The following is a 12,795-nucleotide window of genomic DNA, read 5'->3' as shown; positions in this document are numbered from 1 at the left end:
GACACTGCTTAAAGTGTCTTTTTGACGATTTTGTATGAAATTAAAGCACTACTTCCATATTGGAATGTTATGTTTAGTAACGCGTATTACTTTGACAACAATAACATCACCGTTTCTAAGATTACATTTACCCCTTTTTCACAGTCTTCATAGGAGGTAAACTCCTCTTCACAATGACTTTTTCCCTTCACACTAGGTACAAACACCATCGCGGATGGCAGAAAGCTGGCTACGAACTGAGCATCATGCCCTGCGCCACTTGCGATCTTCCGTTTAGAATAACCCAAGGCTTGTGCCGCTTGCTCTACTAAATCACATATCCCCCGGTCAAACCAAACAGTCTCTCTACCCCAAAGCTTGGTCTTACTTACTCCGCAGTCCAGTAGCATCTCCGGCAAGCTATGAATAATAGCTTCCACCTCACGAACAATCTCCATATTTTTATGTCTAGCCTCAATGGTGAAGATCACTTTATTGGGAATGACGGTATGAATATTAGGAAACACATTCATTCTGCCCATGGTATACACCAGTTCAGAATCGAGTCCACTAAGCTTGTTTCTAAGCTCCGTGATCAAATCCGTGGCAGCGAACAAGGCATCCTTGCGCATTGCCATAGGCGTGGTGCCCGCATGATCGGATTCCCCCATCACCTCAATCTCATAACAGGCCATGCCGACTACACAGTCCACCAGACCAATCGACAGTTCTTCTTGTTCTAGCACGGGACCTTGCTCGATGTGAAGCTCCAAATAAGCAGTGGCTTCGGTAATACGATTGCTCGCGTCTCCCTTATAGCCGCTCTCCTCCAGCGCTTCGCCAAAGGTAATGCCCTCCGGATCTTTTTTATTCAACATTTCTGCCTTGTCGAACTTACCGGCCAGCACACCAGAAGCCATCATCGAAGGCTCAAAGCGAGCCCCTTCTTCATTTGTGAAATTCATAATGGTCACTGGTAGCCTCGGCTTTATTCCGTGATCCACGAGTGTGCGGACTACCCCTAGTCCAGCGATTACCCCAAGGATACCATCGAATCTGCCGCCTTTTTTCACAGTATCCATATGCGAACCAATCACAATAGGAGGCCCAGATGCTACACCCGCAAGCGTAGCGTACATCGTGCCCATGTCGTCCATCTTCACAGACATCCCCAGCTCTTCACAGCAAGCGCAAAAATAATCCCGAACCTTAAGATCCTCTTCCGTCAGCGATAACCGGGTCACGCCGTTGTTATCTGTACGCCCATAATCCGCAAATGTCTCAATCGTATTCTTTAATCTCTCACCGTTCACGAATATTTTTTGCAGCTGCATCATAGGTCCCTCCGCTTCGAGCGTTCATGATTTTATAGACTTTCTATATATGTTATACCAATCGATATGATTGTCATTTTACATACTGTAATAATTATTATTCGCGTAATGTTACAACAAAATAGAGGTAGCAATAAGTAAACTAAAGTAGTATATACAATCTTTTGAGACGGAGGGTAAGCTTAAGATAGCTATTTATCCAGTTCTACCAAGGAAAGGAGCAGCACATGAATCTAAGCATTGTGGTCCCAGTATACAATATAGAACATTATATAACCCCTATGTTTAATTCACTCCTTACCCAAAGTGAACCGCATTTCGAGGTTATTATCGTGGATGACGGATCTACGGATAACACTTACAACGTTATAGCAAATATTCTCGCAATTCACCCCACCCTTTCCTGCAAAGTCATTCGAACAGAGAATCAGGGGGTTAGTTCGGCTAGAAATAGAGGCCTAGCAGAAGCCACAGGGAATTATGTGTTGTTTCTGGATGGAGATGATTATATTTCTGCAGACTTAGTGCGGACCATTCATACCTATATCCATGACGCTGGCCCCGAGATTATCTGCTGGGGTTATAACCATGTTTCAGAGGATGGAGTCACTACTTTGAGTTATACATCCGCTTATAGCGACATAACAGGCAGTGAAGCGCTGACTCATATTTTTGTGGACAAAAGCTTACGAATATGGACAGGGAGCATTGCGTACAAACGGGAATTGTTACTCCTTCATGATCTCCAATATACGGAATGCTGTGTGAATGGAGAAGATCAGGAATTCATCTACAAAGCCTTATCCAGAGCCGCCAGAGTTGTCACGCTTCCGGATATTCTATCGTTTTATTTACAAAGAAACACGTCAATTTCCAACAGCTATAATGTGAAAAAATTTGATGTCGTCGATGTATTCAAACGGGTCGATGCCTACTTTCAGGCACATCCCTTTGAGCAGTTGGATACGATATCCCCTTATATAAGAAATCGTGAGCTGATCGAGAATTACTTTTTCAACATAAAGACCTGTCTAAATGAGACAGAAGGGGTAAGCATTCAGGAGTTACTTCGCGACATCGATCATACCTATCCTGAACTAAATCAAGAAATGTATGAACTCATAAGACGTTATAGGGGCAATGATCGAAGATTAGCCCTTTATATCCGAGCATTCTTAATCTCCCCGCTTCTATATCACAGATTCATTTCTGTGGAGAGAAGCTTATCCAGGTTCAAGCGAAGGGAATCTAGAATATGAAAAAGATGCTGATCTATGCCTATACCGAATTTAATTTGGGCGATGATTTATTCATAAAGGTGTTGTGTGAAAGGTATCCGGATACCGAATTCAGAATCTGTGCTCCACGCCTATACAAGCTATGCTTCAAAGAGATCAAGAATCTCAAAGTGATTCCTTCCGATTCCATTTTCTTAAGAGGTATTGCCTATATTTGCAGAAGATTAAAGATACATAATCTGGTGCAAAAATATATGGCAGACCACTCCGATGGCGTTGTTCATATCGGCGGATCGATTTTTATGCAGGCAGAGCATTGGGAAGAGCATTTCAAGAACGCAGAAGCTATTCGGAATAAGAATAAGCCCTACTATTTATTAGGATCGAATTTTGGTCCTTACACAGACGATGAATACTATGAGGGACATAGGCGGATCTTCACGGACTATACAGATATTTGCTTCAGAGAAAAGTACTCTTATGATTTATTTGAGGATCTGAACAATGTCCGTTTAGCACCCGATATTATTTTTCAGCTTAACCCGTCAGATCTTCAAACCGAACCAGAGGATTATATCGTCTTATCCGTCATTAAGCCTTCTGCTAAAGGTCTGAACGGTTTTGACAACCTCTATTATGAAAAAATGAAAGAAATCGCAATTTATTTCATTGAAAAAGGCTACGCTGTTCATTTTATGTCATTTTGCGAACACGAAGGAGATCAGCTGGCGATTGAGGAAATCCGGAGTCTTATGGGCCCCACTTATGAGGATTCCATCCAAGTGCATTTATACAAAACGAATATGGAAGAGGTCTTGGCCGTTCTAGCCCATTCCAGCTTCATCGTAGCTTCAAGATTCCATGCGATGATCCTGGGTTGGGTATTAGGTAAACCAGTGTTTCCCGTCGCTTACAGCAAAAAAATGATCAATGTAATGGAAGATGCCCAGTTCAAAGGGCTATATACCGATTTCACTACACTGGAGCAGCTCCAGCCTGCGCAGGTTTTTGAAAGTATGACTACTCACTATATGGATGTCACGCCGCAAGCCAAACATGCCGAAAGGCATTTCGAGCATCTGGATACGTATTTATCGCTTTACGAAAGGAGGATACGTTATGAGAGCCAAGCGGAGCATTCTTAACTTATCTTTTGGACTTGGGAGTCAGCTCATTACGATCATCCTCGGTTTTTTTATCCCCCGGCTGATTATGGTCAACTATGGCTCAGAGGCCAATGGTTTAATCGCTTCTATTGTACAAATTATTAGTTATTTGGCACTGCTGGAAGCCGGCGTAGGCGCCGCTTCGATCCAAGCCCTATATAAGCCAGTAGCTTCGGATGATAAGAACCACATCAACTCTATTTTGGCCGCCACCTCTAGCTATTATAAAAAAACAGGCATTTATTATTTCTTCGCCGTCCTTTTAATCGCCACCGTGTATCCATTAGTGATCACTTCTGACATCGATCGATTATCGATTATGCTCATTATTTTACTCACAGGAATGGGCGGAGCGATCAATTATTATTTCCAAGGGAAATTCAAAGTGCTTCTCGCTGCAGAGGGAAAAAGCTATGTAGAGACTTCTATAGTCACCGTAGCTAATATTCTGAACAATGTAATTCGGATTCTGTTATTACTTCAAGGCGTTAACATCATTGCTGTGCAAGCTTCCTATTTCATATTGACCATACTTCAAATCGTCGTCTTCTATATTTATATCAATAAGCATTACAAATGGATCAACCTAAATCTTAAACCAGACTATGAAGCCATTGGTCAAAAAAATTCTGTTTTAGTCCATGAGATCTCCTACTTAGTGTTTAGAAATACCGACGTGCTGATCCTGACTATATTTACGAACTTAAAGATCGTCAGCATTTATGTCATGTACAACATGATTTTTACGATTGTAGATAACATCGTCCAAACCATAAACGGAAGCGTGAAGGCTGCTCTCGGCCAGAGCTTTCATGAGAGTAAAGAAGCCTTTATTAAATTTTATGATGCTTACGAAGTGTATTTTATGGGGCTCATTTTCTCGATTCTAACGGTAGCTTACATTCTAATTCTACCTTTTATGAAACTGTATACTGCTGGTGTAAATGACGTGAATTATATCGATATGTGGCTGCCGATCCTGTTCGTAGTCATCAAATTATTAACCAATGCCAGAGCTTCCTCCAATAATGTGATTACGATCGCCGGACATTTCAAGAACACACAGAACCGTTCCATTCTAGAATCCGCTATCAATCTAGTCGCTTCTATTGTCTTCGTTATCTTTATGGGGATTTACGGTGTATTGATGGGGACGATAGCCGCTCTCTTGTACCGTTCCATAGATATCGTGGTCTATGCTAGCAGACATCTGCTGAATCGGAGTCCTTGGGTCACCTTTAAAAGATGGCTAACGAATGCAGTGGTTTTTGTGGGCATTATTCTGATCTCTAGCGCTATCAATATCCCCATCCATTCCTATGCAGGAATTATGTTGTGGGGTGTACTGCTAGGACTTGTGATCTTGCCTGTTTATTTCGTAATCGCCTCCTTGATGGAACGGGAAGTATTCCTGTATACGTGGGGGCATCTCAAAATATACCGAACAAAGCTCAAAAATAAGGTTATTGCTAGACCTGAGGTAAGTAGTTTATCCAAATAACACATTAGGAGGACCCAAATGGATCATAGCGAGGTTTTGCAGCAAGCCTGTTACGTCTTTCTAAATGACCTTAATGATGAAATCAACCATTCATCTGCCCTTCAATTGGATGATCAAGAGATATTCCAACGATGCCGCCTGATCATAGCTAAAGAACAAAATCCGCAAGTTAAAACCTATCTAGAAATCTTATCTGAGGTGATCCGTGCTTATCTCACAGGGAGAGCTTCAGAAGATGCATTAAGGTTCTATCTGTCAGAGCAATTCAGTATTGTGAACGAAGAAATTGACAGGTTAATCCATGGGATCGTTGCAATCAAACATCAGTCCTCCCATACGGATACTTCACACTCAGCACTCCTTTCCTTTGCCGATTATCCCAAGGTTAGTGTCATTATCACTACTTACAATAGAAAGGCATTTCTATATCAAGCGATCCAAAGCATCTTAAAGCAAGACTATCCTTATATAGAGATCACAGTTATTGATGATTGCTCTACAGATGGCACGGAAGAGTTAATGCATCAAAGCTTCGGAAGCGAGTCACGGGTAATATATATGCGGAACGAAAAGAATAGCGGCCCGGGAAATAATCGCCGTAAGGCTTTTGCTGCTCATGGTGATGGGGAGTACGTTCTTTTTCTCGATGATGATGACTATCTGATTGATATGAATTATTTAAGTAAGGCTGTGGACTTTCACAATCACCATCCCGAAATATCATTTGTGGCTGCTAATGTGTTTCTTGAATTTTCAAAGGCCAAGCAACTGAAGATCAGTAGCCTACAGCTAAGCAGGATTATTAAGAAGCAGGATTATTTCATGAATTTCGAGAAAAAAGGATATCCGAAGCCCTCCTCCACCTTAACAACTGTCTTTAAGCGTGAGGCTTTAATGGCTATGGATATCCTGAATATGAACATGGTTAACGATGCTTCTATTTATCTGCGTTCCTTGCTCATCGGTGATGCTGGCTTCATAGATACCCTTGCCGGTGTGTACAGATTACACGGGGACAACATTACTTTTAATTTGAGTCAGCGATTCTTAATTGAGAATCTGGAGGAGAAGCTGTTAATTAAGAATATGGCCGTTCAGAAATATGGCTATCACGAGCAGGAAATGACGGAATGGTTTAACCATAATGCATATGATACGATCTCATACTATTTATTAAATTCTGCGAAAGACGCCACAGACTTTAAATTCATGTATCATTGGGCCCTTAACCATTGCCCGCCGATCTACAATCAATTAAGAAATGAATTCCGTACAAAGCTTATTAAAAAACAATTATTACGGATCTCATTACTTCGGACGCTGCTCGGAAGATGATTCACGCATTAGCTTATCGAGCAGCAGTAAGAATCCTTTTACCTCTTCTTTAGGGATGTCGGCGTACTTGTCTCCAATACTGATCTCACAATAAGAACTATGTTCTCCCGTTGGTCTTATCGCTGCGCTTAAACCGATTCCTGTTGCCTCATATGCAGAAGACAGGATCGGTTCAATGCTCTCCCTAGACATTTGAAAATGCATATGAAACATGTTGGAGACAGGCTCAGCAGGTAACGTAGTCACCGCATGACATTGATTAACTAAAGCAGCAAGCTCTTTAGCCCCTTCATAATACTGCTGCATCTTATCTACTCTTTGCTGGTAGTAATAATCAGAGGAAATAATGTATGGATACAGACTGATTAGGTCGCCACCATGCCGCCGTTTCCATATCTTCGATTGCTTCGTAAACTCCTCACTGCCTGCAAGAATCGCGCCAGCAATTCCTCCGATTCCTTTATACAGTGAGATATAAACACTATCAAAGAGGGCGCAGATCTCAGCAGCCGTCTTTTCATAATAGGGAAGCGTCTCAAGCAATCTTGCGCCATCCAAATGCAGCTTAATTCCCCGAGCACGGCAATGTGCAGAAATCGCTTCAAGCTCCTGATACTCTGGTAACTGTCCGCCAATCTCACGCTGTGGCAATTCAAGCAGCAGACAAGCAATATCATCCTTCATTTGTAATACATCATCCAAGGTAATTAGTCGATTCTTATCCGCAAGTAGGACAGGCTCAATATGATGCATTTCCTTCAACCCATCCTGCTCATGGATCTCTAAATGACATAGAGGGTGATAGGCGACGCTCTTGAGTCCTTTTTCATCACACCATATTCTTAAAGCGATTTGCTGTGCCATCGTTCCACTCGGAAAGAAGACTGCTGTTTCTTTTCCCAAAAGCTTCGCCATTTCCGACTGGAAATCCTCAATCACCTTTCCCGATCCATAAATATCAGATGGTGTACTATTCTCCACAGCTTCAAAGGCTTCCTTCAAGACTTGAACATCTCGATCTCCATGTCCTACGATTCGATAAGTCGTTTCATTAAACGCCTCTTGCACTGATTTTTTTCCGTTCATTGGTAGAATTGCCCCTTCCGTGTTTGCCTTGTCCCTAATATAGACGAATTTCAAAAAATCCCATCTTAATTTTACCCGATCTAAGGTGAAAAAACATGAGCGCTGTGCTACAATATTGGAATTGCAACGGCAATCTTAGGGAGGGTTATTGAATCACATGCTCATCATTGGTATCGCCGGCGGCACCGGCTCGGGAAAAACAACCGTAGCCCGCTCCGTCATTGACCGTCTTGGAACGGGAAAGGTAACTTTCATATCTCAAGATAACTACTATAAAGATCATTCACACCTCAGCTTCGCTGAACGTGAATCCATCAATTACGATCATCCTTTCGCTTTCGATAACGAGCTGCTTATTGAGCATCTTAAATGTCTGCGAGAAGATCAGACTGCATATGCACCGGTGTATGACTTTACAGTTCATGCCCGCTCCACTACGGAGACTGTAGAACTGAAACCCAACAATATTGTAATCATCGAGGGACTCCATGTTCTATCCGACGAGAACCTCCGCGATATGCTTGATATCAAAGTCTTTGTTGATGCTGATCCTGATGTACGCATCCTCCGCCGGGTACTCCGCGATATCGAGGAACGCGGTCGGAGCATTCAATCGATCCATCATCAATATTTGAGCACGGTTAAACCGATGCACGAAGCTTTTATTGAGCCATCCAAAAAATACGCCGATTTGATCATCCCTGAAGGTGGCCATAATGAGGTCGGTATCCAGTTGTTGTCCATCCTAACTGAGAAACATTTATATAACGACTGGACGTCCTAAAGTTCTTAAATACCTAGTTCTAACCCTAGCTGTCGAGATTCTCTCGACGGCTTTTTTGCATGTTCATCCCCAAACCTGCAGTTGACTATTCAAAGAATAATCCCACCGCATTTTGGTAATAGCTAATTTCACAGCAGTTTGCGGAAGAGGGATAACAACTATGGGATTTCTAAACAGAACAATAACTAAAATATTCAAAAACCCTACATTAGGGCACCCCAACCCCACTAGAGAATTACCTAAAGAACCTCTCAAAGAAAACCTTCAAGATAATATTGAACATATAAAAAAGACGCTCGGCAATAGCACAGACCTTGTGGTCAGAGATTTCTTCATTGGCTCCAAACATAAGATTAAAGCCGCTATTTTCTATACGGATGGACTTGCTGACAGTAAAGCTATTCAGGATTTCATTCTGGAGTCTCTTGTCTTAGAAATTCCAGATTTGAGCTTAGTACCTGAGAATGACAACTATTCCTTATTAAAAAATCACATGCTTACCGTAGGTGATATCAAAGATGCGACCGAGTTCCATTCTTTGTTAACCTCCTTATTATCCGGAGATGTGATCCTTTTACTAGATGGATACGCTAAGGGTTTCACGATTGGCATGCGTGGATGGAAAGATCGAGGTGTATCAGAAAGTGCCACCGAAACGGTGATCCGCGGACCTAAGGAAGCCTTCACAGAAAGCTTGCGTACCAACACTGCATTAATCCGGCGGAAAATAAAAGATCCAAATCTGTGGTTAGAAACACAACAAATCGGACGTATAACCCAAACCGATGTATCCATTATGTATATCAAAGGAATTGTAGATGATGGGATTGTACAAGAAGTACATACACGTTTAGATCGAATCGACATCGATGGCATCTTGGAGAGTGGTTATATCGAGGAATTAATCGAGGATGAAACCTATACTCCATTTCCAACGATCCATCATACCGAACGACCTGATGTTATTGCAGCTGCGCTAATGGAAGGAAAAGTAGCTATTTTAGTAGATGGAACGCCTATAGTCATGACGGTTCCTACTACATTCGTTTCCTTCATGCAGACCGCTGAGGATTACTACCAACGTGCAGATGTTGGTACCTTAGTTCGGATGCTCCGTTATTTCTGTATATTCATTTCTCTTCTAGCCCCATCCTTATATGTAGCTATTACTACTTTCCATCAAGAGATGTTGCCTACAACCCTACTTATTAGCTTAGCTGCTCAACGGGAAGGCGTACCGCTTCCAGCATTTATTGAAGCCCTCTTAATGGAGCTTGCTTTTGAGATTCTAAGAGAAGCTAGTGTACGCATGCCCCAAACCATAGCCCAATCTGTCTCTATAGTAGGAACGCTAGTCATTGGAACAGCTGCAGTAGATGCTGGCATTGTTTCTGCCGCCATGCTCATTGTCGTTGCTGTTACGGCGATCTCCAGCTTTGTTCTGCCGGCCTTTGATCTCGCCTTGACGGTCAGAATGCTTCGTTTCCCAATGATGTTTCTAGCGGCTTCCTTTGGATTGTTCGGTATCATCATTGGTGTTATCGCAATAGTGCTTCACATGTGTAGCTTGCGCTCCTTTGGAGTTCCTTATATGAGCCCCTTTGCTCCGTTTAATCTTGCTGATCAAAAGGACACCTTTTTCCGAATGCCCCGTTGGGCTATGTTTACCCGCCCTAAGCTGATCAATCAAAAAAATATGGTTCGGGTAAAGAGTACACCACCGGAAAAACCGGGAGATCTAACGGAGGAATAAACTATGAAACGAAGAGCACTTCTGCTGTGTGTAGTTATACTTATACAACTATTCGTAACAGGCTGCTGGAGTCGCCGGGAATTAAACGATCTTGCGATTGCTGTAGGAATCGGAATCGACAAAATCGGAGATCAATATCAAGTTTCTGCTCAAGTCGTATTACCCAGTCAAATCGCAGGCTCAAAGGGTGGTTCTCCTCAATCACCCGTAAACCTTTATAAAGCAACCGGAAATACCGTATATGAAGCTCTTAGGAAAATCACGACCCTTAGTCCACGTAAAATTTACATCTCTCATCTGCGAATCTTGGTCCTCGGCGAAGATTTGGCTAAAGAGGGAATCAGCAGTGTTCTTGATTTCATGTCAAGAGATACCGATACGCGAAACGATTACTTTATTGTGGTGGCAAAGGATACCAAAGCAGAAGACACTCTGAAAATATTAACCAGCCTTGAAAAGATTCCTGCTGTGCGATTGTTTTCTAGTCTGGAAACATCGGAGAAGCAATGGGCACCCACCTCTACTGTGACATTAGGAACACTAATTACAGAACTTGTGAGTAAGGGTAAGAATCCAGTCTTAACAGGGGTTGTCATCAATGGAAATGTAGATGTAGGACAAACCCAGAAGAATGTTGAAACGGTAGACTCTCCAACAGAATTGAAATACTCCGGATTGGCTGTATTCAAAGAGGACAAATTAATTGGTTGGCTAAATCCAGAGGAATCAAAAGTGTATAACTATTTAACCAATAAGGTAAAGAGCACCGTTTTCTATATCCAATGTCCCGAAGGAAAAAAGGTTTCGCTTGATGTATTTGAAGCCCATTCCAAAATAAAAGGCAGCATGCATAATGACAACCCAGAAATCAGTATTGAGCAACATATAGAATCAGATATAGGAGAGGTTCAATGTAGAAATCTAGACCTGACCAATCCAAAGACCATCACCGAATTAGAACAAATCGCTAACCAGAAAGTAGTACATTTATTCGAAACTACGATTAAAAAAGTACAACAAGAATTCAAATCCGATATTTTTGGCTTCGGTGAGGTCATACATCGCTCAAACCCACAGGCATGGAAGAAACTGAAAGACAATTGGGATCAAACCTTTGTAAACCTGCCTGTAAGCGTAAAGACGGACATTAAGATTCGACAATTAGGGAAAGTGACTAACTCTTTCTTAGAAGAGATGAAGTGATACATTGGAGGGAACGAAGCTATGCTCGAAAAAGGTAAACTAAGTACTCGTCAGCTAACCATATTGGTTATGCTTCTTACCATCGGGGATTCCATTCTCGTAATCCCCCCTTCCACTACACACTACGCCAGACAAAATGCTTGGATTTCCACTTTAATTGGGATGGTAATAGGTTTGCTAGCCATCTATATGTACAGTAGGTTCATAAAGTTATATCCCAAATTAACGCTTATTGAGGCTATTCAAAAGGCTTTTGGAAAATGGCTAGGTACGGTTCTATCGCTTATGACTTTAATGTTTTTTCTTATCGTTACCGTTGGAAGTATGCGTGAGGTCAGTGATTTTGTGATTGCAGAAATGTTGCCAGGAACCCCTATTCCGCCCATTTTAACCCTATTTATACTTATCGTGATTATGGCAACGCGACTTGGTATTGAGGTCTTAGGACGAACTGGTGAGATCTTTACTCCAATGATTATAATCCTATTCCTGATCCTGACGGTTGCCATTGTTCCTCAGATGGATATTGTCAGAATCCTGCCCATTTTGGAGGACGGAATAAAACCAGTACTGAGAGGATCTATCTCCATTACGGCTTACACCTTTTTAGAACCGGTTGTCTTTCTAATGGTACTCCCTTATGTAAGCCAACAACAGAAGATAACAAAAGGCTTACTACTGGGCTGTTTACTAGGTGGTACTATCATCTTCCTGACACTGACTGTTTCCATATTAGTGCTAGGTCCGGATCTGACGACCAGAGATATATATCCCAGCTACAACATAGCAAGACGTATATCCATTGGTGGGTTTTTCGAGCGGGTGGAAGCCCTGATAGCTCTACAGTGGATGTTAACCCTATTTATAAAAGTAACTTTGTTCTTCTATGCTTTCATTCTGGGTTTATCCCAATTATTAAAATTAAAAGAGTATCGCGTGTTAACCTTACCCACAGGGTTGATTTTGGTGTCACTAGCGCCTATTATTGCCCCCAATTTCACATATTACAACACAGTTTTCGATAATTATTGGGTGTATTATGTTATAACCTTCGGGTTAGTTCTACCCTTGGTGTTGTTAGGTGTGGCAATGTTTCGAAGAGCACTGAGTAAGGACTTGAAATCTCAAAACTAAAGATGGTTTGGGAGGTCGTAAATATTGGATTTAGTAGTGATCCTCATCGTTGTGGCTGTTATTATAGCTGTTGAAGTACCCCTTATGTGGAGGAAAAAATTAATCGAGGAGCTGTGGGTGTTCTCATTTCTTCTGTTGTTGGGAACCTTTTTTGGCGTAATTAACGCATTCCATATCCCAGTCTCTAACCCTTTAGGCTGGATGATATTTATCTATAAACCAGTAGCCGACATGGTAAATGCCTGGTTAACTTAACAATGAGACTAAACCCATATAACATAT

Annotated in this window: 11 protein-coding genes; 9 read left to right on the top strand and 2 right to left on the bottom strand. The window is 41.9% G+C overall.

Annotated elements, in window-relative coordinates:
- Positions 1-86: 86 nt before the first annotated feature.
- On the bottom strand, positions 87-1,313 hold the full coding sequence (locus H70737_RS01320) for a Zn-dependent hydrolase (RefSeq protein ID WP_042184147.1): 1,227 nt from the start codon (positions 1,311-1,313) through the stop codon (positions 87-89).
- Positions 1,314-1,540: 227 nt separating this feature from the next.
- Between H70737_RS01320 and H70737_RS29575 the strand changes: the two genes are divergently transcribed.
- Genes H70737_RS29575 through H70737_RS29570 form a run of 4 tightly spaced genes read left to right on the top strand, consistent with a single transcriptional unit; the run spans position 1,541 to position 6,553 of the window.
- Positions 1,541-2,572 carry a glycosyltransferase family 2 protein gene (locus H70737_RS29575; RefSeq protein WP_052404111.1) on the top strand — a complete coding sequence of 344 codons (1,032 nt, stop codon included), beginning with the start codon at positions 1,541-1,543 and terminating at the stop codon, positions 2,570-2,572.
- On the top strand, positions 2,569-3,696 hold the full coding sequence (locus H70737_RS01310; protein ID WP_042184144.1) for a polysaccharide pyruvyl transferase family protein: 1,128 nt from the start codon (positions 2,569-2,571) through the stop codon (positions 3,694-3,696). Before H70737_RS29575 ends, H70737_RS01310 begins: the two co-directional genes overlap by 4 nt.
- Positions 3,671-5,218 carry an MATE family efflux transporter gene (locus H70737_RS01305; RefSeq protein WP_042184142.1) on the top strand — a complete coding sequence of 516 codons (1,548 nt, stop codon included), beginning with the start codon at positions 3,671-3,673 and terminating at the stop codon, positions 5,216-5,218. Before H70737_RS01310 ends, H70737_RS01305 begins: the two co-directional genes overlap by 26 nt.
- Before the next feature lie 18 nt (positions 5,219-5,236).
- Positions 5,237-6,553 (top strand): glycosyltransferase family A protein, encoded by a 1,317-nt coding sequence (locus H70737_RS29570; protein WP_052404110.1) that lies wholly within the window; start codon positions 5,237-5,239, stop codon positions 6,551-6,553.
- Here H70737_RS29570 and H70737_RS01295 read toward each other — a convergent pair.
- Positions 6,527-7,639 (bottom strand): threonine aldolase family protein, encoded by a 1,113-nt coding sequence (locus H70737_RS01295; RefSeq protein ID WP_042184140.1) that lies wholly within the window; start codon positions 7,637-7,639, stop codon positions 6,527-6,529. The genes H70737_RS29570 and H70737_RS01295 overlap by 27 nt on opposite strands.
- Before the next feature lie 157 nt (positions 7,640-7,796).
- Here H70737_RS01295 and udk point away from each other — a divergent pair, with 157 nt between their 5' ends.
- The 5 genes from udk (at position 7,797) to H70737_RS01270 (ending at position 12,768) form a co-directional block, all read left to right on the top strand.
- Positions 7,797-8,423: a uridine kinase gene (gene udk / locus H70737_RS01290; protein WP_042184138.1), complete on the top strand. Its 627-nt coding sequence runs from the start codon at positions 7,797-7,799 to the stop codon at positions 8,421-8,423.
- A gap of 160 nt (positions 8,424-8,583) precedes the next feature.
- Entirely contained in the window at positions 8,584-10,176 is a 1,593-nt protein-coding gene (locus H70737_RS01285) for a spore germination protein (RefSeq protein WP_052404109.1), read from the top strand.
- A 3-nt stretch (positions 10,177-10,179) separates the two neighbouring features.
- Positions 10,180-11,379: a Ger(x)C family spore germination protein gene (locus H70737_RS01280; protein ID WP_042184136.1), complete on the top strand. Its 1,200-nt coding sequence runs from the start codon at positions 10,180-10,182 to the stop codon at positions 11,377-11,379.
- A gap of 21 nt (positions 11,380-11,400) precedes the next feature.
- Positions 11,401-12,513, top strand: coding sequence for a GerAB/ArcD/ProY family transporter (locus H70737_RS01275; protein WP_042184134.1), 1,113 nt, complete (start codon positions 11,401-11,403; stop codon positions 12,511-12,513).
- 24 nt (positions 12,514-12,537) lie between these two features.
- Positions 12,538-12,768 carry a hypothetical protein gene (locus tag H70737_RS01270; RefSeq protein ID WP_052404108.1) on the top strand — a complete coding sequence of 77 codons (231 nt, stop codon included), beginning with the start codon at positions 12,538-12,540 and terminating at the stop codon, positions 12,766-12,768.
- Positions 12,769-12,795 lie beyond the last annotated feature (27 nt).

The organism is Paenibacillus sp. FSL H7-0737, assembly GCF_000758545.1.
Taxonomy (GTDB): Bacteria; Bacillota; Bacilli; order Paenibacillales; family Paenibacillaceae; genus Paenibacillus_AQ.
Note: the sequence above shows the minus strand (reverse complement) of the source record. Positions and strands in the feature narration are given on the sequence as shown.

Coding starts and splice junctions, on each gene's coding strand:
- H70737_RS01320 (WP_042184147.1), bottom strand. CDS start 1,313: ATGCAGCTGCAAAAAATATTCGTGAACGGTGAGAGATTAAAGAATACG.
- H70737_RS29575 (WP_052404111.1), top strand. CDS start 1,541: ATGAATCTAAGCATTGTGGTCCCAGTATACAATATAGAACATTATATA.
- H70737_RS01310 (WP_042184144.1), top strand. CDS start 2,569: ATGAAAAAGATGCTGATCTATGCCTATACCGAATTTAATTTGGGCGAT.
- H70737_RS01305 (WP_042184142.1), top strand. CDS start 3,671: ATGAGAGCCAAGCGGAGCATTCTTAACTTATCTTTTGGACTTGGGAGT.
- H70737_RS29570 (WP_052404110.1), top strand. CDS start 5,237: ATGGATCATAGCGAGGTTTTGCAGCAAGCCTGTTACGTCTTTCTAAAT.
- H70737_RS01295 (WP_042184140.1), bottom strand. CDS start 7,639: ATGAACGGAAAAAAATCAGTGCAAGAGGCGTTTAATGAAACGACTTAT.
- udk (WP_042184138.1), top strand. CDS start 7,797: ATGCTCATCATTGGTATCGCCGGCGGCACCGGCTCGGGAAAAACAACC.
- H70737_RS01285 (WP_052404109.1), top strand. CDS start 8,584: ATGGGATTTCTAAACAGAACAATAACTAAAATATTCAAAAACCCTACA.
- H70737_RS01280 (WP_042184136.1), top strand. CDS start 10,180: ATGAAACGAAGAGCACTTCTGCTGTGTGTAGTTATACTTATACAACTA.
- H70737_RS01275 (WP_042184134.1), top strand. CDS start 11,401: ATGCTCGAAAAAGGTAAACTAAGTACTCGTCAGCTAACCATATTGGTT.